This is a genomic window from Stenotrophomonas sp. YJH_SMC_20, from assembly GCF_059367845.1.
In genome coordinates, this window is record NZ_JCAFRG010000005.1 from 19193 (window position 1) to 40257 (window position 21065).

General features: G+C 68.2%; 22 protein-coding genes. 12 read left to right on the plus strand and 10 right to left on the minus strand.

Annotation, left to right across the window (positions count from 1 at the left end):
- Positions 1–413: 413 nt before the first annotated feature.
- Together AC5P6A_RS10330 and AC5P6A_RS10335 are read right to left on the minus strand one after the other, a co-directional pair.
- On the minus strand, positions 414–983 hold the full coding sequence (locus AC5P6A_RS10330; protein ID WP_019661158.1) for a TlpA family protein disulfide reductase: 570 nt from the start codon (positions 981–983) through the stop codon (positions 414–416).
- Positions 980–2254 carry a YihY family inner membrane protein gene (locus AC5P6A_RS10335; RefSeq protein ID WP_019661157.1) on the minus strand — a complete coding sequence of 425 codons (1275 nt, stop codon included), beginning with the start codon at positions 2252–2254 and terminating at the stop codon, positions 980–982. The genes AC5P6A_RS10330 and AC5P6A_RS10335 overlap by 4 nt, the downstream gene beginning before the upstream one ends.
- Before the next feature lie 77 nt (positions 2255–2331).
- On the opposite strand from AC5P6A_RS10335, the gene wrbA reads away from it, so the two are divergent.
- The 3 genes from wrbA to AC5P6A_RS10350 all read left to right on the plus strand — a co-directional run bounded on the left by wrbA (position 2332) and on the right by AC5P6A_RS10350 (position 3822).
- Positions 2332–2925: an NAD(P)H:quinone oxidoreductase gene (gene wrbA, locus AC5P6A_RS10340; protein WP_021203211.1), complete on the plus strand. Its 594-nt coding sequence runs from the start codon at positions 2332–2334 to the stop codon at positions 2923–2925.
- Positions 2922–3257: a DUF2069 domain-containing protein gene (locus AC5P6A_RS10345; RefSeq protein ID WP_019661155.1), complete on the plus strand. Its 336-nt coding sequence runs from the start codon at positions 2922–2924 to the stop codon at positions 3255–3257. The genes wrbA and AC5P6A_RS10345 overlap by 4 nt, the downstream gene beginning before the upstream one ends.
- Before the next feature lie 79 nt (positions 3258–3336).
- The gene (locus AC5P6A_RS10350; protein WP_010481766.1) at positions 3337–3822 is read left to right on the plus strand and encodes an asparaginase domain-containing protein; all 486 of its coding nucleotides are present in this window, start codon (positions 3337–3339) and stop codon (positions 3820–3822) included.
- A gap of 119 nt (positions 3823–3941) precedes the next feature.
- Here the strand turns inward: AC5P6A_RS10350 and AC5P6A_RS10355 are convergent, their stop codons facing one another.
- The 3 genes from AC5P6A_RS10355 to sufT form a co-directional block, all read right to left on the minus strand.
- On the minus strand, positions 3942–5684 hold the full coding sequence (locus AC5P6A_RS10355) for a S8 family serine peptidase (RefSeq protein WP_134732189.1): 1743 nt from the start codon (positions 5682–5684) through the stop codon (positions 3942–3944).
- A 452-nt stretch (positions 5685–6136) separates the two neighbouring features.
- The gene (locus AC5P6A_RS10360; protein ID WP_134735892.1) at positions 6137–7231 is read right to left on the minus strand and encodes a branched-chain amino acid aminotransferase; all 1095 of its coding nucleotides are present in this window, start codon (positions 7229–7231) and stop codon (positions 6137–6139) included.
- 59 nt (positions 7232–7290) lie between these two features.
- Positions 7291–7842, minus strand: a complete 552-nt coding sequence (gene sufT / locus AC5P6A_RS10365) for a putative Fe-S cluster assembly protein SufT (protein ID WP_005415385.1) — start codon at positions 7840–7842, stop codon at positions 7291–7293.
- 122 nt (positions 7843–7964) lie between these two features.
- Between sufT and AC5P6A_RS10370 the strand changes: the two genes are divergently transcribed.
- Entirely contained in the window at positions 7965–8384 is a 420-nt protein-coding gene (locus AC5P6A_RS10370; RefSeq protein ID WP_019661152.1) for a hypothetical protein, read from the plus strand.
- 111 nt (positions 8385–8495) lie between these two features.
- Here the strand turns inward: AC5P6A_RS10370 and AC5P6A_RS10375 are convergent, their stop codons facing one another.
- Together AC5P6A_RS10375 and AC5P6A_RS10380 are read right to left on the minus strand one after the other, a co-directional pair.
- On the minus strand, positions 8496–9956 hold the full coding sequence (locus AC5P6A_RS10375; protein ID WP_346714906.1) for an NAD(P)(+) transhydrogenase (Re/Si-specific) subunit beta: 1461 nt from the start codon (positions 9954–9956) through the stop codon (positions 8496–8498).
- A complete protein-coding gene (locus AC5P6A_RS10380; protein WP_019661150.1) occupies positions 9953–10273 on the minus strand; it encodes an NAD(P) transhydrogenase subunit alpha part 2 in 321 nt (106 codons plus the stop codon). The genes AC5P6A_RS10375 and AC5P6A_RS10380 overlap by 4 nt, the downstream gene beginning before the upstream one ends.
- Positions 10274–10371: 98 nt before the next feature.
- On the opposite strand from AC5P6A_RS10380, the gene AC5P6A_RS10385 reads away from it, so the two are divergent.
- Genes AC5P6A_RS10385 through AC5P6A_RS10395 form a run of 3 tightly spaced genes read left to right on the plus strand, consistent with a single transcriptional unit; the run spans position 10372 to position 11744 of the window.
- Complete coding sequence (locus tag AC5P6A_RS10385) at positions 10372–10956, plus strand: RNA polymerase sigma factor (RefSeq protein ID WP_019661149.1); 585 nt, start codon at positions 10372–10374, stop codon at positions 10954–10956.
- Positions 10953–11279, plus strand: coding sequence for a hypothetical protein (locus AC5P6A_RS10390; RefSeq protein WP_346714907.1), 327 nt, complete (start codon positions 10953–10955; stop codon positions 11277–11279). The genes AC5P6A_RS10385 and AC5P6A_RS10390 overlap by 4 nt, the downstream gene beginning before the upstream one ends.
- A 3-nt stretch (positions 11280–11282) precedes the next feature.
- The gene (locus AC5P6A_RS10395) at positions 11283–11744 is read left to right on the plus strand and encodes a DUF3106 domain-containing protein (RefSeq protein WP_019661147.1); all 462 of its coding nucleotides are present in this window, start codon (positions 11283–11285) and stop codon (positions 11742–11744) included.
- Between the two features lie 100 nt (positions 11745–11844).
- Here the strand turns inward: AC5P6A_RS10395 and AC5P6A_RS10400 are convergent, their stop codons facing one another.
- Positions 11845–12924 (minus strand): NAD(P) transhydrogenase subunit alpha, encoded by a 1080-nt coding sequence (locus AC5P6A_RS10400; RefSeq protein ID WP_346714908.1) that lies wholly within the window; start codon positions 12922–12924, stop codon positions 11845–11847.
- Positions 12925–12976: 52 nt separating this feature from the next.
- Positions 12977–15298, minus strand: coding sequence for a PacR family protein (gene pacR, locus AC5P6A_RS10405; protein WP_021203205.1), 2322 nt, complete (start codon positions 15296–15298; stop codon positions 12977–12979).
- Positions 15299–15629: 331 nt separating this feature from the next.
- Between pacR and AC5P6A_RS10410 the strand changes: the two genes are divergently transcribed.
- The 4 genes from AC5P6A_RS10410 to AC5P6A_RS10425 are packed head-to-tail and all read left to right on the plus strand — an operon-like array spanning position 15630 to position 18484.
- Positions 15630–16211 carry a nitroreductase family protein gene (locus AC5P6A_RS10410; protein WP_155028991.1) on the plus strand — a complete coding sequence of 194 codons (582 nt, stop codon included), beginning with the start codon at positions 15630–15632 and terminating at the stop codon, positions 16209–16211.
- Entirely contained in the window at positions 16208–17143 is a 936-nt protein-coding gene (locus tag AC5P6A_RS10415) for a 5'-3' exonuclease (protein WP_019661143.1), read from the plus strand. The genes AC5P6A_RS10410 and AC5P6A_RS10415 overlap by 4 nt, the downstream gene beginning before the upstream one ends.
- Positions 17140–17694, plus strand: a complete 555-nt coding sequence (locus AC5P6A_RS10420) for an NUDIX hydrolase (RefSeq protein WP_155028990.1) — start codon at positions 17140–17142, stop codon at positions 17692–17694. Before AC5P6A_RS10415 ends, AC5P6A_RS10420 begins: the two co-directional genes overlap by 4 nt.
- The gene (locus AC5P6A_RS10425) at positions 17687–18484 is read left to right on the plus strand and encodes an N-formylglutamate amidohydrolase (RefSeq protein WP_346714909.1); all 798 of its coding nucleotides are present in this window, start codon (positions 17687–17689) and stop codon (positions 18482–18484) included. The genes AC5P6A_RS10420 and AC5P6A_RS10425 overlap by 8 nt, the downstream gene beginning before the upstream one ends.
- Positions 18485–18619: 135 nt before the next feature.
- Here the strand turns inward: AC5P6A_RS10425 and AC5P6A_RS10430 are convergent, their stop codons facing one another.
- Positions 18620–20032, minus strand: coding sequence for an MFS transporter (locus tag AC5P6A_RS10430; protein ID WP_346714910.1), 1413 nt, complete (start codon positions 20030–20032; stop codon positions 18620–18622).
- 105 nt (positions 20033–20137) lie between these two features.
- On the opposite strand from AC5P6A_RS10430, the gene AC5P6A_RS10435 reads away from it, so the two are divergent.
- Positions 20138–21022, plus strand: a complete 885-nt coding sequence (locus AC5P6A_RS10435) for a LysR family transcriptional regulator (RefSeq protein WP_346714986.1) — start codon at positions 20138–20140, stop codon at positions 21020–21022.
- Positions 21023–21065: the final 43 nt, after the last annotated feature.

Consider the following 21065-nt stretch of genomic DNA (forward strand, 5'->3'; position numbering starts at 1 on the left):
GCTGACACCCCGCACTCCGACACCGCCCCACCTCTGACAGATTCCGGCGATCTGGTAGATCCACGCCATGCGTGGATGAATCTCGATTGAAATCGAATATTTCGACAATTGAACGAAGAGCATCCACGCATGGCGTGGATCTACGTGTCGACCAAGGTCTACACCCACCAAGAGCAGGCCATGCATTCCGACAGCTCGCGGAGAACTGTCGAAGGCGGGGTGGGTCCGGTGGCGGGGGCGTGAGCCGCATGGATGCGGCGACCGAGCTTACATGGACGTACTTGCAGCGCCCCCCGCCACCGGACCCACCCCGCCTACCCACAGGAAACCCCGCTTGGGCTGTTGCTGTTGCTGCCGGCCAGCGGCCGGCACTACCGCGGGTGCAGGGCCGCAGGCCCTGCCGCCCAACCCCATTACCTGGCAGCCGCGATCTGCTTTTCGATGTCGGCGGCCGTCACCGGGCCGAGGAAGGTGTGCGCCAGCTTGCCCTGCGGATCCAGCAGGTGCGTCAACGGCAAGCCGCGTGGCGTGGCGAAGTCCGCCGGCGGATCGAACGGGTCCACGATCACGATCGGATAGGTCACCGGATGCTTGGTCAGGAACGACTGCATCTCCGGCACCTCGATGTCTTCATAGGCCAGGCCGACCACTTCGATGTTGCTGCGCATCGCATGCAGCGCCGACAGCTCGGGCATCTCCTTGCGGCACGGGGCACACCAGGTCGCCCAGAAGTTCACCACCACCCACTTGCCGCGATGCGCGGCCAGGTCGTAGTCGCTGCCGTCCACCGCCTTCATCTTCAGCGTCGGGAACTCGGCGGTGGTACGTTCGGCCGGGGTCTCCTCCACCGCTGCGGGGGTGGCCGGGGTCGGTGCCTGTGCCGGTGGCTGGCTGCTGGCGGGGGTGGGCTCCTGGGCCGGCTTGCAGGCCGACAGCGCCAGCAACAGTGCCAGCGGCAGCAGCAACGGGGTCTTGCGGGTCATGGCATGTCTCCGGAATCGGTGTAGATATCGCTGACCTTGCGCTTCAGGCGTTCACGCAGGGGCAGTCGCAGATCGTCCAGCGCCGCCAATGCGGCACGTCCCAGGCTGTCATCACGGTACGGCAGGTGCTGCTCGGCCACCGGGATGCGCAGCTGGGTGCATTCGTAAAGATCGGCCAGGCTGACCTGGTCCAGATCGCGCGACAGCAGCCACTCGCCGCGCTCATCGCGGCGCAGCAGGTCGATGTCCTGCAGATTGCAGATCAGGTCCTGCAGCAGTGAATCGGTCAGCATCGGCTCCAGCCGCAGGATCTCGTCATCGGCCAGGCCCTTGCCCTTCGCCCGTGCATGCTGGAAGCGGCCGAGCAGGCGAAGCAGTCCATAGAACTCATACCCCTGCGGCAGGCGCAGTTCCACCGGCTGGTAGCGGAAGGCCGCCATCGACGAAGACAATGATGCGCCCAGCAGCACCGCCACCCAGCACAGGTAGATCCACAGCAGCAGGATCGGCACGAAGGCCACCGTGCCATACAGCTTCTGGTAGGACTGGAAGCTGCCCAGATAGGCCCCGATGCCCCACTTCACCAGCTCAAGGATCACCGCCGCCAGAATCGCGCCGGGTATCGCGTGCCGCCACTTCACGGTGTGGTGCGGCACCACCCGGAACATCAGCGTGATGCAGACGAACTCGATCAGGATCGGCGCCAGCCGCAGGGCCAGTTCGGCCAGCCAACGGCCTTCCTGGGTACCGAACAACGGCAACGCGAACACCCGCGCCGACACCGCCAGCGACGCAGCGGCGAGCATCGCGCCCAGGGTCAGCACGGTCCAGTAGACCAGGAAGCGGGTCAGCTTGGGCCGGGTGGAGCCAACCCGCCAGATCTGGTTGAAGGTCTCTTCCACGCTGTTGAGGGTGATCAGCAGCGATACCACCAGCGCGATGAAGCCGGCGGCGGTGAGCTGGCCGGCGCTGGCCGAGAACTGCCGCAGGTAGCCCTCGGCCGCGCGCGCGGCGTTGGGCACGAAGTTGGAGAAGACGTAGTCGCTGAGCTGGTCGCTCCAGCGGTCGAAAACGGGGAAGGCCGAGAGCACGCCGAACACCACGATGGCCAGCGGCACCAGCGCGAACACCGTGGTATAGGCCAGCGCCGCCGCTGCCTGGAACAGGCGGTCGTCGAGGAAGCGATGCCACAGGAAGCGGCCGAAACTGATGGCCCGTGCGCGATCCCGCGCGCGCTCCATCCACAGGTTGAGCGTATCCAAAGGTTCCATCGGCGAAAGGGTACCCGATGCGGAATGCTGGCAGGATAGCCATACTGGTGGCCACACGACGAGGAGAAGCGGGCACGATGGGCGAGATTCTGGTGCTGTACTACAGCCGGGGCGGTTCGGTGGCACGGCTGGCGCGCCAGATCGCGCGGGGCGTCGGCGAAGTGCCTGGCATGAGCGCGCGCCTGCGCACGGTGCCGCCGGTGGCTGCGGTGACCCAGACCGCACAGCCGCCGGTGCCCGACGATGGCGCCCCCTACGTGAGCGTGCAGGACCTGGCCGAATGCCAGGGCCTGCTGCTCGGCAGCCCGACCCGCTTCGGCAACATGGCCGCGCCGGTGAAGCATTTCCTCGACGGGCTCGGCGCCGAATGGGTCAACGGCACCCTGTCGGGCAAGCCGGCCGGGGTGTTCACCTCGACTGCTTCGATGCATGGCGGCCAGGAATCGACCCTGCTGTCGATGCAGGTACCACTGCTGCACCATGGCTGCGTGATCGTCGGCATCCCGTTCACCGAGCCGGCGCTGAGCCACACCACCAGTGGCGGCACGCCGTATGGCGCCAGCCACGTGGCCGGTGCCGCCGACGACCCGCAGCCGACCGACGATGAAGCCGTGCTTGCGCGCGCGCTTGGCCGCCGGGTGGCCGACATCGCGCAGCGGTTGGCCCGATGAGCACCGGGCAGCGCACGGTCCTGCTGCTGGCCCTGATGGGGCTGGCTGCGCTGTTCGCCGGCTGGTTCATCAATGACAAGCACTGGCTGGCCACCCAGCTGGTGTTTACCGCGCCACCGCTCGCGCTGGCCATTGCGCTGCGCCTGGGATGGCGCAGGACGGGTTTCTGGGCCTCGGTACTGGCCCTGGGCTGGTTCAGCCACGGCGTGATGAGCGCCTGGAGCCACCCGCAGACGCGCTGGCTGGCGCTGATCGAAATCACACTGGCCCTGCTGGTGATCTTCAGCGCCAGCCTGCCAGGGCTGCGCGCCCGCTTCGGCAAGCGACGCTGACGCTGCGCCCGCCGGGCCGTATCATCTGTGCTCCCGGCCCCGCGCCGCTGCACCTGTCCTGGTTTCGCGCATGCACATGATGGAAGAGCTCCTGGTCGTCACCACCGGTGGCACGATCGACAAGATCTACTTCGACGACAAGTCGGACTACCAGATCGGCGATCCGCAGATCGGCATGATCCTGCGCGAGCTGGGCGTGACGTTCCGCTTCAACGTGATTCCGATCCTGCGCAAGGATTCGCTGCACATCAACGATGAGGACCGCGAGCTGATCCGCGCCACCATCGCCGCGCAGCCGACCCGGCACGTGCTGGTGACCCACGGCACCGACTCGATGGTGCAGACCGGCAAGGTGCTGGCGACGATCCCGGACAAGACCATCGTGATGACCGGTGCACTGAGCCCGGCACGCTTCCGCGGCTCGGATGCGGAGTTCAACATCGGCTGTGCGATCGGTGCGGTGCAGTCGCTGCCGAGCGGCGTGTACATCGCGATGAACGGGCGGATCTTCGACCCGCAGCACGTGCGCAAGAACGTGGCCGCGAACCGCTTCGAATCGGTCTGAGGAACAGCGTGCCGACCAAGGTCGGCACTCACCATGGCGCGGCGGCACGTACCACCGCCGGCCCCATGCAAGAACGCCCCGGCCTGGGCCGGGGCGTGCCCATGGAGAGGGACTTGGGCTCAGTACTGGGCGTTGAGGGTCACGCCCGAGAAAGTGCTGTACGCCTTCACCCGCACATACCAGGTACCGGCGGCCGGATTGTTCACCGTGCAGGTCTCGCTGTTGCCGCTCAGGTACGGACGGCAGGTGTACACCGTGTCGGTCGGCGCGCTGCCCTGGCGGATGTAGAGGTCGGCGTCACCGGTGCCGCCGCTGATCGCCACGCGCAGCTGGCTGCTGCCGGCCGGGACATTGACGGTGTAGCTGAGCGATGAACCACTGCTGGCCGACAGGCCGGTGACCGGCACATTGTTCTGCAGGACGTTGCCGCCCGGATTCGGAGTGCCGCCCCCGTTGATGGCCGCGGACACCGCAGCGTTGGCGTCGATGATCCCGGCACCGCAGCCACCCGAGCATGACCCCGGCAGCGGGCGTGCGGTGCTCTTGATGATGCTCTCGACCTGCGCCGGGCTAAGCGGGCTTGGCGCGACCGATTGCATCAGCGCAACCACGCCGGCCACATGCGGCGCCGCCATCGAGGTGCCGTTGTACGACGCGTAGCTGGCGCTGCCCGGCGTGGTGGTGCCGGTGTTGAGCGTGGACAGGATGCTCTGGCCCGGTGCCGAGATGTCGATGCCGGTGCCGTAGTTGGAGAAGCTGGCACGCGCACCGGCCGAGGTTGTGGCCGCCACGGCAATCACGTTCGGGCAGTTGGCCGGCACCGACGAGGACACGTTGGTGTTGCTGTTGCCGGCGGCGACCACCACGGTGGTGCCACGGCCGACAGCGCCATTGATCGCATTCTGGTAGGTGGTGGAGCAACTGCCGCCACCACCCAGCGAGAGGTTGATGACTTCAGCCGGGTTGGCATTGGCCGGCACGCCACTGACGGTGCCGCCGGAAGCCCATACGATCGCGTCGGCGATGTCGGAGGTGTAACCGCCGCACTTGCCGAGCACGCGCACCGGCACAACCTTGGCGTTGAACGCGGTACCGGCCACGCCGGTGCTGTTGTTGGTCACTGCCGCCACGGTGCCGGCGACGTGGGTACCGTGCCAGCTGGAGTTGGAGGCCGGGATGCCCGAGCCGCACTCGTTGGCGCCGTACCAGTCGCCTTCATCGTTCGGGTTGTTGTCGCGACCGCCACCATCGCGCGCCATCGCGGCGTCGCTGATGAAGTCGTAGCCGGGCAGGATGTTGGCGTTGAGATCGGGGTGGTTGGTGATGCCGGTGTCGATCACCGCCACGACCACGCCGGTGCCGGTCGACTTGTCCCAGGCCGGCTGCACGTTGATCGACGCATTGGAGGTACCGAAGCCCCACTGTTCGCTGAAGCGGGTGTCGTTCGGGGTCAGCGTCGCGCGCATGATCTGGTCGACTTCGACGTACTCCACGTTCGGATCGGCGGCCAGCTTGCGCATCAGCAGCTCCGATTCAGCCTGGTCGAGCGGGCGATCGGTCCTGACCAGGGTCGGGCCGACGGCCAGCTTGCGGACCTGCTGCAGGCCCAGTGCGCGGCCCTGGCTGCTGGCCAGGCCGGCGGCGGCATTCTTCAGTGAAGAGGCCAGTGCGGTGGTGTTGGCCACCGGCGCACTGCCGTCGCGGTACTTCACGATGAAACGCTGGTGGGTCGGCGCGGACTGCAGGCCGCTGAGCTGGACATCGCCGGCCAGCGCAGGCGTGGCCAGCAGCAGCGATGACAGAACGGACGCACCAAGGACCACCCACACTCGACGCACACGCGGTTGCGTTACCTGGGACATCGTATTTCCCTTTCTTGTGGTGTGAATGCCGGAATCGGCAGAAGCACCGGCCCGAACCCTGGGCTGGCTTGCATTGGCGAGGTTCGAAGTCCGGCGAGCCAGCGGATCCCCCTAACGATCCGCCGTGCAGATGACGCTAATGGCCGAAACCGGACACCACAAGATTTTCAGCGTCTTTTCAGCTAGATGAAATGTTCGTTCTGAGACTTTTCGGGTCAAGGGTTTGTGAAGGTGAAGGAACTTTCTCGCGTCCTGCACAGACCTGACTGGGCCATCACATGTCCCGGAATGACTTTGCCGACATCGGCGTCCGCCGATCCGGAGTCAAATCCTTTTTCACGCGGAAAGGGATCTGACCCCCTTGGCCTGAAATGCAGAAAGCCCGTCGCGGGGACGGGCTTTCCAGAAGCGCAGCCGGGCGCGGGCCCGGCTCTACGATTCGATGTGGGCGATCAGCCCAGCTTGACCAGCCAGTTGTGGCGGTCCGGCAGGCGGCCGTACTGGATGTCGGTCAGTTCCTTGCGCAGCGACATGGTCACCTCGCCGGCCGGGGCGTTGATGTCGCCCACCGAGAAGCCCTCGCCCTTTAGCTGGCCGATCGGGGTGACCACCGCGGCGGTGCCACAGGCAAACACTTCGCTGATCGCACCGGAGGCGACGCCGTCCTTCCACTCGTCGATGCTGACCTTGCGTTCTTCGACCTTCATGCCGCGGTCGCGGGCCAGCTGCAGGATGCTCTCGCGGGTAATACCCTCGAGGATGCTGCCGGACAGTTCCGGAGTGACCAGCGTGCCGTCCTTGTAGACCAGGAACACGTTCATGCCGCCCAGTTCTTCCAGGTACTTGCCCTCGACCGGGTCGAGGAACAGCACCTGCGAGCAACCCTGTGCCTGCGCCTTCTGCTGAGGCAGCAGCGAGGCGGCGTAGTTGCCACCGCACTTGGCAGCACCGGTGCCGCCCTTGGCCGCACGTGCGTATTCGGTGGACAGCCAGATCGACACCGGGGCAACACCCTTGGCGAAGTACGGGCCGGCCGGGCTGGCGATGACGTAGTAGCCGGCCTTGTGCGCACCGCGCACGCCGAGGAAGGCTTCATCGCCGATCATGAACGGGCGGAAGTACAGGCTCGACTCGTCGGCCGACGGCACCCAGTCGCTGTCGACGGCGATCAGCTGCTTCAGCGATTCGACAAAGATCTCCACCGGCAGTTCCGGCAGCGCCAGGCGCTGCGCCGAACGCTGCAGGCGACGGCCGTTGGCATCCGGGCGGAAGGTCCAGATCGAGCCGTCAGCATGGCGGTAGGCCTTGATGCCTTCGAAGATCTCCTGGCCGTAGTGCAGCACGGCCGCGGCCGGGTCCAGCTGCAGCGGGCCGTAGGCACGCACGCTGGCGTTGTGCCAGCCGGTGTCCTTGTCCCAGCGCACTTCCACCATGTGATCGGTGAAGTGCAGGCCGAAGCCCGGCTTCTCCAGGATCTTGGCGCGCTCTTCAGCGCTGCGCGGGTGGTCCGAACGGGTGACGGCGAAGCTGGGAATGGACTGGGACACCGGAGATTTCCTGTTCTGGTTGCGGGTATTGCCGGGCCCGCGTCACTGCGGGCCGTGGGTCAAAGCATGCCGGTCTCGAGCCGGGCCGCCTCGGACATCATGTGCTGGTTCCACGGCGGGTCGAACACCAGGTCGACGTCGGCCTCGGCCACCGTCGGGATCATTTCGAGTTTGCTGCGCACGTCGTCGACCAGGATCTCGCCCATGCCGCAACCCGGTGCGGTCAGGGTCATCTTCACATCGATCTCGCGCTTGCCTTCGTCCAGGTGCTTGATCTCGACCTCGTAGACCAGGCCCAGTTCGACGATGTTCACCGGAATTTCGGGGTCGAAGCAGGTGCGCAGCTGCTGCCATACCAGCTGTTCCACCTGTTCATCGGTGGCGTCGGCCGGCAGTTCCAGCGGTGCCGGCGCTTCCTTGCCGATGGCGTCGCCGTCCTTGCCGGCGATGCGGAACAGGTTGCCCTCGACGAACACCGAATAACTGCCGCCCAGCGCCTGGGTGATGTACCCATAGCTGCCGGCGGGCAGGGTCACGGTGTCGCCCTGCGGGACCATCACGGCCTCGCAATCGCGTTCGAAGTGGACAGGTTCGCTGCTACGGGAATACATGGGGACCGATATGGGGCCGTGGCCGGGGCCACGCAAGACGGCATTCTAGCCCAGCCGCCCTGCCGCCGCCGGTGCACTGCGGCAAACCACAGTATCCTGTGGGTGATCTTCAGGGAGCTTCGATGTCCTCCAATGCCGCGCGTGCCAGGACCGTGACCTGGCTCTGGCCCATCATGCTGTTGCTGGGCCTGCTTGTTGCTCCCCTCGCCTGGATGGTGCTGGCGCTGATGACCGGCCGGCAGGTCGGCTGGATGGCGGTCGTGACCGCCCTGGAACTGGTGTTCATGCTGCGCATGGGTACGCTGGGCCCGGGCCGGCTGCGCATTGCACTGGTCGTGCTGGGCACCCTGCTGGTGACCGCCGTCGCCAACTGGACCATCGCCAGCGCCTGGATGGGCGGCTCGATCGGGCTGGACCTGTGGGACGCGACCCTGCGGATGGGCCCGCACCTGGCCTGGACCCTGATCGCCCTCGCCAATGGCGCGGTGGAATGGCTGTGGCTGGCGCTGGGCGTGGCCGTGGGCGCCTGGCTGGCGCGCTGACCGCGCAGATCCACGTCACGCGTGGATGAGGGTAGCGCCGGGCCATGCCCGGCGAGCGCAGCGGTCCGCACGAAACGCCGCCGGGCATGGCCCGGCGCTACCGGTACGGCCTCAATGCCCGCCGTCGAGCGCCTTCAACTCGCTGACCAGCGAGGCTGCCGCTTCGGCACCATCGCCGTACAGCATGCGGGCGTTGTCGGCGTAGAACAGCGCATTCTCGATGCCCGCAAAACCGGTGCCCTTGCCGCGCTTGATCACCACCACGTTGCGCGCATTGACCACGTCCAGCACCGGCATGCCGTAGATCGGGCTGGCCGGGTCGGTGCGTGCCACCGGATTGACCACGTCGTTGGCACCAATCACCAGCACCACGTCGGTGTTGGCGAACTCCGGGTTGATGTCGTCCATGTCGGCGATCAGGTCGTAGGGCACACCCGCTTCGGCCAGCAGCACGTTCATGTGCCCGGGCATGCGCCCGGCCACCGGATGGATGGCGAACTTCACCTTTACCCCGCGCTGGCCCAGCCGCTGCGCCAGCTCCCAGATCTTGTGCTGGGCCTGCGCCACGGCCATGCCGTAACCAGGCACGATCACCACGCGTTCTGCGTAGGCCATCATCGCCGCGACATCCGACGCGTCAATCGGCTTCTGCGCACCGCTGATCGCCTGCGCTTCCCCGCCGGCGCCACCACCGAAGTTGGAGAACAACACATTGCGGATCGGCCGGTTCATCGCCTTGGCCATCAGCCGGGTCAGCAGGATGCCGGCGGCGCCGACCATCATGCCCGCGATGATCAATGCCTCGTTGCCCAGCACGTAGCCTTCGAACGACACCGCCAGGCCGGTGAACGCGTTGTACAGCGAGATCACCACCGGCATGTCGGCGCCACCGATAGGCAGCGTCATCAGCACGCCCAGCGCCAGCGCCAGTACGAAGAAGGCGACGATCGCCCAGGTGCTGAGCGTGCTGGCGGCGATGATCGCCAGCACCACCACGGCCAGCGCCACCAGCAGGTTCATCACCTGCTGGCCGGGCCAGGTCACGCGCTTGTCCAGGCGCCCATCCAGCTTGGCCCAGGCAATCACCGAACCGGACAGCGACACGGCACCGATCGCCGCGCCGACCACCGCCAGCAGCAGCACCGTGCCCGACGGCTGGCGCCCGGCCAGGTCGGCCAGCGCCTGCGCGCTCCAGTGGCGGGTATCGCGATGGGCCAGGAAGGCGTAGCGCAGCAGTTCCACCGCACCGATCGCCGCCGCCGAGCCACCGCCCATGCCGTTGTACAGCGCCACCATCTGCGGCATGTCGGTGATGGCGACCTTGCCGGCCGACCACCAGGCAAGGCCGGCGCCGAGCAACAGCGCCACCAGGATCAGCGGCACGTTGTGCAGTTCGGGGAGCAAGAAGGTCGCCACCGTGGCCAGCAGCATGCCCAGCCCTGCCCAGCGGATGCCGCTGCGCGCGGTCAGCGGCGAGGCCATGCGCTGAAGGCCCAGAAGGAACAGCGTGGCGGCAGCGAGGTAACTGGCCTTGACCAGCCAATCGAGCAGTTCGACGGTGCTGATGTTCAAGCCTGCGGCTCCTTCGGTTCGTCCTGGCCACCCTTGGGCGCGCTCGGCTTGAACATTTCCAGCATGCGCGCGGTGACCACGTAGCCACCGGCGGCGTTGCCGGCACCGAGCACCACGGCGAGGAAGCCCAGGGCTTTCTCCAGCGGCGTCTGCGCATGCCCCAGCACCACCATCGCGCCGATCAGCACGATGCCGTGGATGAAGTTGGAGCCCGACATCAGCGGCGTATGCAGGATCACCGGCACCCGCGAAATGATCACGTGGCCGGCGATGGCCGCCAGCATGAAGATGTACAGCGCCACGAACCCGTCACTCACTGGCAACGCTCCTGCTCTGTCTTCGTCGTCCCATCATAACCATGGGCTGAACCCCGCGTGCACCCGGCGTCAACCGAAGCGGCGCTCACGCGTTGTCGATGGTGACCCCGAGCGAGGAACCGTACCCTGTGCTGGTGAGCAGCCCCGTCCCCCCGAGCGCCGAGACCGATGCCCCGCCGGCATCGCTGGAGGCGTTCCTGGCCAGCGTCGGCCCGCGTGCGTTCCGCTTCGCCGAGGCCGGCCTGCGCCAGCGCGAAGACGCCATGGATGCGGTGCAGGACGCGCTGATGCGCATGCTGGACTACGCCGACAAGCCGGCGGCCGAATGGGCGCCGCTGTTCTGGAGCATCCTGCGCCGGCGCGTGATCGACGTGCAGCGCCGGCGCCGCTTCCGCCTGCCGTTCTGGCGCGACAACCAGGACGCGGAAGGCGGCGGGATCGACTGGGCCGATCCCGGCCCCGACCCGGCACAGGCGCATGAACAGCGCCAGCAGTACCAGCAGCTGGTGGACGCGTTGCGCCGCCTGCCCGCCCGCCAGCGCGAGGCCTTCACCCTGCGCGTGCTGCAGGACCTGGACGGGGCCACCACTGCCCGCGCCATGGGCTGCAGCGAAGGCGCGGTAAAAACCCATCTGGCACGCGCCCGGCAGGCGCTGCAGGATTATCTGGAGATCCACCCGTGAAACGCTCCCTGCCTTCCGACGACACCCTGCGCAGCCTGCATGCGCAGTCGCTGCAGGCGCTGTCGCCTGCAACGTTGGCCCGGCTGCGCCACGCTCGCCACGGCGCCACGGCCGTCCACCGGGGGCGCTGGCGCTGGTGGCTGGCCAGTGCATGCTCGCTGGTGGTGGCGCTGGGGATAGGCCTGCAGTTCACCGGCCATGGCACGCTGACGGGCCCTGCGCCGGCACCTGTGCTTGCCGCGGTGGAAGACAACAGCGCGCTCTACGACGAAAATCCCGATCTGTACCTGTGGCTGGGCGATACCGACCTGGCGATGGAGTGAATCATGCCCCGACTGCACACCCTGCCCCTGCTGATGACCCTGTTGCTGCTGCCGGCCGTCCCGGCGGTGGCGCAGAGCGCCGCGCCCGCCCCTGCCGCACGCCCTGCGCCGGCCGCACCGCTGCCGGCCTGGGAACAGTTGAGTGAAGCGCAGCGGGAGTCCCTGCTGGCGCCGCTACGCGACCGCTGGAACAGCGCCGATGCCGGCCAGCGCCAGCGCATGCTCTCGCACGGCCAGCGCTGGCAATCGATGAGTCCGGAAGAGCGCGACAAGGCCCGCCGCGGCCTGCGCCGCTTCGAGCACATGAGCCCGGAACAGCGCGAGCAGGCCCGCGCCCTGTTCGGCCAGATGCGGGGGCTGCCCCCCGCGCAGCGCGATGCCCTGCGCGAGCGCTGGTCACAGATGACGCCGGAACAGCGCAAGGACTGGGTGCGCGACAACCCGCCGCCGGCGAAGCCCCGGTAAGGCCAGATTCAATCCTCTGTAGCGCCGAGCCCACGCCCGGCTGCTTCATCGGGTCTGCGCAAGCCGAGCATGGGCTCGGCTCTACAGCATGCAGGTCAGGTCACGCCTGCCAGCGCGTCTTGGCCAGCAACTCGTCTTCCCAGTCGAAACCGAGCTGCCCTTCGCGCACGAACAGCGCGACGAAGTTGAGCAGGTTGCGCGCATACATCTCGCTGGCCTGGGTCGCGCCGCGGCTGGCCAGGCCCAGTGGGCCATCAATGGTCACGCCCTGGTGTTCGATGCACTGCCCCGGCTGGGTCAGAGCGCAGTTGCCACCGCTCTCGGCAGCCAGATCCACGATCACGCTGCCAGCAGCCATGCCCTCCACCATTGCCGCAGTCACGATCGTCGGCGCCGGTCGCCCCGGCACCGCTGCGGTGCAGATCACCACATCCACGCTGCGCAGGTGGTCGGCCAGGCGGCGCTGCTGCTCGGCACGCTCTTCATCGGTCAACGCGCGCGCGTACCCGCCTTCGCCCGCCGCGCTCACCCCCAGGTCGAGGAAGCGCGCGCCCAGCGACTGGATCTGCTCGCGGGTTTCCGGACGCACGTCGAAACCTTCCACCTGTGCACCGAGACGCCGGGCAGTGGCAATGGCCTGCAGGCCCGCCACGCCGGCACCGATCACCAGCACCTTGGCCGGACGCACGGTGCCGGCAGCGGTGGTCAACATCGGGAAGAAACGTGGTGCGCGTTCGGCGGCGATCAGCGCGGCCTTGTAACCGGCCATGCCGGCCTGCGAACTAAGTACATCCATCGCCTGCGCACGGGTGGTGCGCGGCAGCTGCTGCAGCGGGAACAGCTGCAGGCGACCATCGGTCGCCAGCGCGGCCAGCGCCGGATCGCTGGCCGGGGCCAGCAGGCCGACCACGCTGGCGCCGGGCTTGAGCTGTTCCAGCACCGCCGCAGGGGGGGCCTGCACGCACAGCAGGATGTCGATCTCGGCCCAGCGGCCCGCGTCGAAGACGCGTGCACCGGCATCGTCATAGGCGGCGTCGGTGAAACCAGCGGCCAAACCCGCGCCCGCCTCATACCAGACGGCAATGCCCATGGCCCCGAGCTTGCGCGAGGTTTCCGGCGTCAGCGCCACGCGCCGTTCGCCCGGCGCGGTCTCCTTGATCCCCAGCAACGCCACGGCCATGCAGGTCCCCGCTGATCGGTGAGTTTTCCCGATCCTAGCAGGCGGCCACGGCTCAGTGCAGCGTTGCGCTGCCCGGGTCCAGCCGATCGATCACACCCTGCATCGCGCTGTCGAAGGCGCCATCGTCAACGTGGGCACGCAGGCGGCCCAGCCGCACCATCACCGCCAGTTCTTCCGGCGAGGCCACGCAGAAGCGCACGCCACGACGGTTGACGAACAACAGGCGCGAGGAAATCGGGCTGACCCAGGACAGCTTGCCGGCCTGGACCTTGCCGTCCTTGTCGACGAAATCCAGCCAGTTGCCGATTTCCATGCGGCGGAAGCGGTCGGCATCGGCGTTGTCGAAATCGTCGGCGTCGATCTGCCCGCCGAGCTCGACCGCTGGCGATTCAGCCACCGGCGGTACCGGCAACGCGACCTGCGGCAGCTCCGGCAGCGCGCGCTGCAGCTCCGGCCGCGATTCGGCAATGCCCTGCAAGGTGTCATGCAGGGCATCAATGGCGCCGGTGGCGGCATCACCGTGCACGCCAACGCTGCCGAACACCTTGGCCAGCGCCGGCTGCCAGGCCTGCAGCCATGGCTTGCCGACGATCTGGCGGCGCGCCTCGGCCACTTCCTCCAGCAGGCCGTCGGCCAGGCTCAGTGCCTCGGCCACCGACGCGCCCTCCTCGCCCTCGCGCAGCAGGGCCAGGGTCAGGTGGTGCTGCCACGGCTGGCGCAGGAACTCGGCGATGGCCGGCGGCAGGGAGGCATCGCCGATGCGACGGTCCAGTTCGGCACCTGCCCGGCTGCGGGCCATTTCCAGCTTTTCCTGGCCACGCTGCGTTTCGGCGGCGCGCCGCTCGGCGATTTCCACGCGGCGGCGGTGCTGCACGAGGAACTCGCGGAATTCCTCTTCCAGGGTCAGGAAGATCGCCAGGTTCTCGTTGAACTCGGCCACCAGCCGTTCGATGATCTCCTCGACCTTGGCCATCAGCATGCGCTCGGCCTGGCTCTCGCCGGTGTTGCCCTCGCAGGCCTCCGCCAGCGAGTTGAGCAGCTTGCGCGCCGGATGGGTCTTCTGCACGAACATCCGGCGGTCGAGCATCGCCACCTTGACGAAGGGCACCACCAGGCGGCCGATCAGCTCGCGCGAGCGGCCTTCCAGTTCGCGCTCGTCCAGCATCACGTCGAACAGCATGCCCACCAGGTCGATCGCATCCTCGTCCTGCGGGTCCAGCCGGGTCTGGCCCGGATCGACGCCCAGCCGGGTCGCGCTGGACAGTACTTCACTCTTCAACCGCTGCGCCAGGGATTCGCCGTCCTCGCCGATGGCCGCGCGCAGGGTGGCGCTGGGCGTGGCCTGCAGCAGTGACAGCACCGACATCATCTCGCGCTGGCTCAACGGGCGATGCTGGCCGACCGCGACCTGCGCGGCCGAGGTGGCATCCTCGCGAACGTGACGGGTCTGCTGCAGCAGCTCATGCAGGGCCTCCAGCAGCATGCCCTGCTGGCCGGCATACGCCTCGCCGTTGCCGGCATCGTCGCCCCCGAGATGCTGCTGCATGTGGCCACGGCGCTCGGACCAGCGCGCGGCGAAGCGCTGCGCCCAGGCCGGCGCGGCCTGCTCATCATCGCTGAACTCGGATTCCAAGCCCGCCGCGTGGCGCGGCTCGACCAGATCATCCGCCCCCGCCGCCATGCGCGGGTCGGGCGCGGCCGACAATGGACGCCGCGGGGCCCCCACCTGCGACATCACGCCAGCGGCGGCCAGCTGCTCGTCCAGCTTCTCGTAGATGCGGCCCACCGGCGCGCGCAGGTCGCGCTCGCATAGCTTGATCAGCACCAGGTGCACTTCCGGCGCCAGCTCGCAGCCGGCAAAGGCCTCGTGGATGGCCACGCCCAGGTGTTCGGGGCTGACCGGGTTGTGGTCGGCATCCAGCTCGGCGCCGCCGATCAGGCGGCCCAGGCGCCGGTCCAGCCGCGCCAGCACCGGCTTGAAGTCGCGCAGCAGCACGGTGGCGAAATTGCGCACCGCCAGCCGCGATTCCAGTACATGTTCGGCCAGCAGGCTCAGGCCATCTTCGGCAGGACCGGACAGGGTCGCCTCGGCCGACAGCGGCTCGCCGCTGGCGAGCGCGTCCCAAGCCCGCTGCAGATGGCCGGCGAAGGCACCGGCGATGTCCTCGCGGCGGCGGCGCAGTTCACGCATCGCATCCAGGAACAGCAGCTGCGACGAACCGGCATTGCCGGCGCGGTCGAACAGTGCGTCGTCGAAACGCGCCAGTGCGGCCCCGAAAACCTGGCACAGCGCGGGCAGGACCATGTCCCGGGCACGCTGCAACTGGACCGGGTCACGACCCGGCGATCCCATCGGTGTGGGCGCGCTCATCATTCGGGAAGGCTCCCCACCTTCTCTGGTACGACAGTCAGCATGGACATCGCGGCGGCCGGCACACCCCATGTACCGGTACGTCGATGGTAGGCCGGCCAGCCCGTCACGGACAGTGAAACAGTCCTCACTTCAAACCTCATGACCGGCGGCCCGGCAAGATGGATATCGTAAGCCGTGCAAGGCCCACGAGGCGAGAGCAGGCGGCCGTCCCTTTCCCGCCAGTGGCATGATGTTCATCACAGTTTGGTATTCAGGGGCTGGACGCGACCCAGACGGCGTCTTCGACCACCCCGACTATAATCAAATGCCCGTGATGACCGGTTCAGACTCCATGCCCGACCCCACTGCCCTGCTTGCCCTGGATGCCCGCCGCTCGGTGCCCTCGCGGCAATTGGGCGAGCCCGGCCCGGACCCGGCAACCCTGCAGCGCATGCTGGCCTCGGCCGTACGCGTGCCCGACCACGGCAAGCGGGTACCGTTCCGCTTCCTGAAGATCGCCGGCGATGCACGTCACACTCTGGGCAACTTCCTGGCCGAGCGCAGCCGCCAGCGCGACCCGCATGCCGGCGAGGCGGTATTCGAGAAGGACCGCCAGCGTTTCAGTCATGCCCCGCTGGTGATCGTGGTGGTGGCCAGCCCGCGACCGGACCCGAAGGTCCCCGAACAGGAGCAGCTGATGACCGCCGGCTGCGTCTGCTTCGCCCTGCTGCAGGCCGCACAGGCGCTGGGCTTCGGCGCGCAGTGGCTGACCGCCTGGATGGCCTTCGACCCCGCCGTGCACGCCTATCTGGGCCTGGCCGAGGGCGAGAGCGTCGCCGGTTTCATCCATATCGGTACGCCGAAGGCCGCCGTGCCCGAGCGCGAGCGTCCGGACCCGGCCGCGCTGCTGCGCGACTGGGCGCCGCCGGCATGAGCCTGCCGGCACCGCCGCCTTCGCTGTACCTGGTCGATGCCAGCATCTACGTGTTCCGCGCCTGGCACTCGCTGCCGGACCAGTTCCAGGACGCGCAGGGCTGGCCGACCAATGCCGTGCACGGTTTCGCCCGCTTCCTGCTGGACCTGCTCGAGCGCGAGCGCCCGCAGCACATCGCCATCGCCTTCGATGAAGCGCTCGACAGCGGCTTCCGCCACCGCCTGTACCCGGCCTACAAGGCCAACCGTGATCCGGCACCGGAAGCACTCAAGCGGCAGTTCGTGCACTGCAAGGCGTTATGCGCGGCGTTGGGCCTGGCGGTGCTGGCGCACCACGAATACGAGGCCGACGACCTGATCGGCAGCGCCCTGCACGTTCACCGCAGCAGCCATCGCGGCGTGATCATCTCCGCCGACAAGGACCTGTCGCAGCTGCTGGCCGACCATGACGAGCAGTGGGACTATGCGCGCAACCAGCGCTGGAACGTGGCCGGGGTGAAGGCGCGGCACGGCGTGCACGCGCACCAGATTGCCGACTACCTGGCGCTGTGCGGCGATGCGGTGGACAACATTCCCGGTATCAGTGGCGTGGGCAGCAAGTCCGCCGCCGTGCTGCTGGCCCATTTCGGCAGCATGGATGCACTGTACGAACGCCTGGACGAAGTGCCGTTCCTGCGCCTGCGCGGCGCGGCCCAGATGGCGGTGCGCCTGCGCGAGCAGCGCGAGCATGCCCGGCTCTGGCGCCAGCTGACCACCATCGCGCTGGACGCGCCGCTGGAAGGCAGCCAACCCGGCCTGCTGCGCCAGGCGGCCGACCCGGAACTGCTCGGTGGCCTGTGCCAGACCCTTCGATTCGGCCCGATGACCCGCCGCCGGCTGTTCGATGCCGCTGGCGTGGCCGACCCTCTTCCCACCCACAGCGAGCCCGCATGAGCCAGCGCAATACCGAAGCCCCGCGTGTCGTCTATGAAGGCAAGTACCAGCGCATGGTCGTGCGCGGTACCTGGGAATACAGCGAACGCACCCACGCCGGCGGCCTGGCGGCGATCATCATCGCCGTCACCCCGGAGGACAAGGTGCTGTTCGTCGAACAGTTCCGTGTACCGCTGCAGGCCCCCACCATCGAGATGCCGGCCGGCCTGGTCGGCGACATCCACGCCGGCGAATCGATTGAAGTCTCGGCCGTGCGCGAGCTCGAGGAAGAAACCGGCTGGACCGCTGATCACGCCGAAGTGCTGATGATCGGCCCGACCTCTTCCGGCGCCAGCAGCGAGAAGATCGCCTTCGTGCGCGCCACCGGCCTGCGCCGCATCGGCGAAGGGGGTGGCGACGACAGCGAGGACATCATCGTCCACGAGATTCCGCGCAGTGAGGCAGCGGCCTGGCTGGTGCAGAAGATGGGCGAAGGCTACGAGCTGGACGCCAAGCTCTGGGCCGGGCTGTGGATGATCGAGCATCACCTGGACGGACGCCCGCGTGGCTGACGCCGACCTGCATGCGCTGCCGGCGCTGCTCGGCGCCGACGACCCGGCGATCTACACCGTCCACCAGCCGCAGGGCGCGTCGCCGTACCTGCTGCTGGCCGACCACGCCGGCCAGCAGGTGCCGCGTGCCCTCGCAGGCCTGGGCTTGCCGCAGGCCGAACTGGACCGCCATATCGGCTGGGACATCGGCATTGCCGGCACCACTCGTGCACTGGCCGAACGGCTGGATGCCTGGGCGATCGAACAGACCTATTCGCGGCTGCTGATCGACTGCAACCGCCCACTGGCCTCGCCCACGCTGATTCCGGAGGTGAGCGACCACACCGTGGTGCCCGGCAATGCCGCGCTGTCGGCGGCGCAGCGGCAGCAGCGCATCACTGCGATCCACGCACCCTACCACGCCCGCATCGATGCGGAACTGGACGCGCGCCGCGCTGCCGGCCGCCCCACCCTGCTGGTGATGATGCACAGCTTCACCCCTGTGATGAACGGCGCGCAGCGACCGTGGCACGCCGGCGTGCTGTACCACCAGGACACGCGCTTTGCGCATGCCCTGCTGCAGGCACTGCGCGATGAAGGCGACCTGGTGGTCGGTGACAACGAACCGTATTCGGTCAGCAGTACCAGCGACTACGCGGTACCGGTGCATGGCGAAGGGCGCGGCCTGGTGCACGTGGAACTGGAGATCCGCCAGGACCTGATCGCCGATGCCGCCGGGCAGCAGGCGTGGGCAGAGCGGCTGGCGCGGATCTTCAGCGCGTTGCAGCCGCAGTTGCTGGCGCTGGGTTGAATGCGCGTGGATCCATTCCGGATCGGTAGTGCCGGCCGCTGGCCGGAAACCTCAGGGTAGTTGGATCAATGTGTTTGCCGGCCAGCGGCCGGCACTGCCCAGGCGCGGCACATCCACCCACGGCAGCGCCTTCAATCATGCCTCGTTGGCCGGGCAGACGGTGGCGGCCGATTCGGCCGGCGCCGGGCGCAGGCCCAGCGCGATCACCACGCCGAACAGTGAAAACAAGGCGGCACCGTATTCGGCGCGCACCAGCCCGGCCAGTGCACTCGGCGAACCGGCTGCACCCGCATGGGCATTGGCCACCATCACCAGCACCGCCAGGCCCAGCGCACCACCGATCTGCTGCGCGGTCGCCGCCATGCCAGATGCAACACCCTGCTGTGCGGACGGCACGCCCTGCCCGGCCACGATCCACATCGAGGTCCAGGTCATGCCCTGGCCGATGCTCAGCACTACCACGCCGGGCAGCAGCGGCCAGAAGTTCGAGGCGTGCGGGAGTGTTGCTGCGACCCAGGCGATGCCAACGGCACCGGCCAGCTGGCCGAGCACCAGCACCTTGCGTGCACTCCAGCGCTTCAGCGCCCACTCCGCCAGCTGGATGCCGACCGTGCACACCGCCGTCGCCGGCAGGAAAGCCAGGCCGGCCTGCAGCGGGCTCCAGCCGTAGCCGTCCTGGAAGTACAGCGCCATGAAGTAGTACTGCACTCCATAGCTGCTCATGAAGGCGAAGGTCAGGCCCAGTGCCGCGCGCAGTCCGGGCAGCCGCAGCAACGCGAACTGCATCAGCGGATCGCGGCTGCGCTGTTCGATCTGCACGAACGCCACCAGCAGCAGCACCGACAGCAGCAGGCAGCCCAGCGTGGCCGGCGCAGTCCAGCCCCACTCCGGCCCTTGCACGAGGGTAGTGACCAGCAGACTGCCGCCGGCAGTGACGGTGAGGCAACCGGCCAGATCGAAGGAACGGCCCTGCAGACGCGGGCCATCGGCCGGCAACCACGCGCCCGCAGCGACCGCGCAGGTGGTGGCCAGTGGCACGATCACTGCCAGCACCGCCGGCCAGCCGAACGCCTGGGTCAGCACGCCACCGAGCAGCGTGCCCAGCGCCAGGCCCACCGCGCTGGCCATGCTCCAGATCGCAAGTGCGCGGTTGCGCACCGGACCTTCCGCATACAACGTGTTGATCAGCGCCAGCGTGGCCGGGAACAGCAGTGCCGCGCCGATGCCCTGCGCCGCACGCGCGATGATCAGCAGGGTGGCGTTCGGCGCCAGCGCGCCGAGCAGCGACGCCAGTGCGAACAGCAGCATGCCCAGCCGGTAGAAGCGGCGACGGCCGATCAGGTCGGCGGCACGGCCCCCCAGCAGCAGGCTGCCGCCAAAGGCCACGGTGTAGGCACTGACCACCCATTGCAGCTGCTGCGCGTTGATCTGCAGCGCGCGGCCCATGTCGTGCAGGGCGACGAAGATGATGGTGGCGTCCAGGGCGATGATCAGCTGCGCGGTGGCCAGCAGGGTCAGCGCCCAGCGCGGGTATTTGAGGGGAGGCATCGACGCTCCGGTGCTGTGGGGGAGCGCAGTCTCATTGATGCAGAGCTATCAATAAACCCCTTTCCGTCCATATCTGTCATGATTTTCAGCATGAATGGAACCTCGATGGACCTCAATGCCGTGCGCATGCTGGTGCAGGTGGCCGAAGCACGCAGTTTCACCGTCGCCGCCGGGCAACTGGGCCTGAGCCAGTCAGGCCTGTCGCGCGCGATCAGTCGGCTGGAGGCCACGCTCGGGGTGAAGCTGCTGCAGCGAAACACCCGCAACGTGGCACTGACCCCGGATGGTCGTCAGTTCGTCGATCAGGTCGCTCCGCTGCTGTGCGGTCTCGAGGACGCCGAACGCCAGTTGGCCGACCGTCCGTGCACGCCCTCGGGCACCCTGAAGATCAGTGCGCCCTCGATGTTCGGGCGCAAGGTGCTGGTACCGCTGCTGGGGCCGATGCTGCAGCAGCACCCGCAACTGCAGGTGGAAGCCGTGCTCAACGACCGCCTGGTCGATCTGGTCGAGGAAGGTTTCGATGCCGCGCTGCGCACCGGCGTCATCGCCGACCAGCGCATCGTCGCGCGGCCACTGCGGCCGCTGCGCTGGGTGACGGTGGCCAGCCCGGACTACCTCGACCGCTGTGGCGCGCCCGACGATGTGGCCGCCTTGCGGGATCACGCCTGCCTGGCGGTGCGCAACCTGCGCAGTGGCCGGCTGGTGGACTGGCAGTTCCTGCAGGACGGGCAACTGCGTGAGGTCACACCACCGACGCGGATGGTGTTCGACAGCGGCGATCCGCTGGTGGAAGCGGCCATCGCCGGTATCGGCATCGTGCAGGTGATGGATTTCGCGGTGGCCGACGCGCTGGCCGACGGCCGGTTGCAACGCGTGCTGCAGCCGTTCGAGGGCCGCAGCCGTGCGCTGTCGCTGATCTACCCGCCGTCGCGCCAGCACTCGCCGAAGCTGCAGGTGCTGGCCGACGCGTTGCTGGCCGGGGACTGGTAAATCCACGCCATGCGTGGATGAGGCCGGTAGCGCCGGGCGATGC

Bases quoted from the DNA above. Each gene is read 5' to 3' on its own strand.
- AC5P6A_RS10330 (WP_019661158.1), bottom strand. From the start codon at position 983: ATGACCCGCAAGACCCCGTTGCTGCTGCCGCTGGCACTGTTGCTGGCG.
- AC5P6A_RS10335 (WP_019661157.1), bottom strand. From the start codon at position 2,254: ATGGAACCTTTGGATACGCTCAACCTGTGGATGGAGCGCGCGCGGGAT.
- wrbA (WP_021203211.1), top strand. From the start codon at position 2,332: ATGGGCGAGATTCTGGTGCTGTACTACAGCCGGGGCGGTTCGGTGGCA.
- AC5P6A_RS10345 (WP_019661155.1), top strand. From the start codon at position 2,922: ATGAGCACCGGGCAGCGCACGGTCCTGCTGCTGGCCCTGATGGGGCTG.
- AC5P6A_RS10350 (WP_010481766.1), top strand. From the start codon at position 3,337: ATGGAAGAGCTCCTGGTCGTCACCACCGGTGGCACGATCGACAAGATC.
- AC5P6A_RS10355 (WP_134732189.1), bottom strand. From the start codon at position 5,684: ATGTCCCAGGTAACGCAACCGCGTGTGCGTCGAGTGTGGGTGGTCCTT.
- sufT (WP_005415385.1), bottom strand. From the start codon at position 7,842: ATGTATTCCCGTAGCAGCGAACCTGTCCACTTCGAACGCGATTGCGAG.
- AC5P6A_RS10370 (WP_019661152.1), top strand. From the start codon at position 7,965: ATGTCCTCCAATGCCGCGCGTGCCAGGACCGTGACCTGGCTCTGGCCC.
- AC5P6A_RS10385 (WP_019661149.1), top strand. From the start codon at position 10,372: ATGGTGACCCCGAGCGAGGAACCGTACCCTGTGCTGGTGAGCAGCCCC.
- AC5P6A_RS10395 (WP_019661147.1), top strand. From the start codon at position 11,283: ATGCCCCGACTGCACACCCTGCCCCTGCTGATGACCCTGTTGCTGCTG.
- AC5P6A_RS10400 (WP_346714908.1), bottom strand. From the start codon at position 12,924: ATGGCCGTGGCGTTGCTGGGGATCAAGGAGACCGCGCCGGGCGAACGG.
- pacR (WP_021203205.1), bottom strand. From the start codon at position 15,298: ATGATGAGCGCGCCCACACCGATGGGATCGCCGGGTCGTGACCCGGTC.
- AC5P6A_RS10410 (WP_155028991.1), top strand. From the start codon at position 15,630: ATGCCCGACCCCACTGCCCTGCTTGCCCTGGATGCCCGCCGCTCGGTG.
- AC5P6A_RS10415 (WP_019661143.1), top strand. From the start codon at position 16,208: ATGAGCCTGCCGGCACCGCCGCCTTCGCTGTACCTGGTCGATGCCAGC.
- AC5P6A_RS10420 (WP_155028990.1), top strand. From the start codon at position 17,140: ATGAGCCAGCGCAATACCGAAGCCCCGCGTGTCGTCTATGAAGGCAAG.
- AC5P6A_RS10430 (WP_346714910.1), bottom strand. From the start codon at position 20,032: ATGCCTCCCCTCAAATACCCGCGCTGGGCGCTGACCCTGCTGGCCACC.
- AC5P6A_RS10435 (WP_346714986.1), top strand. From the start codon at position 20,138: ATGGACCTCAATGCCGTGCGCATGCTGGTGCAGGTGGCCGAAGCACGC.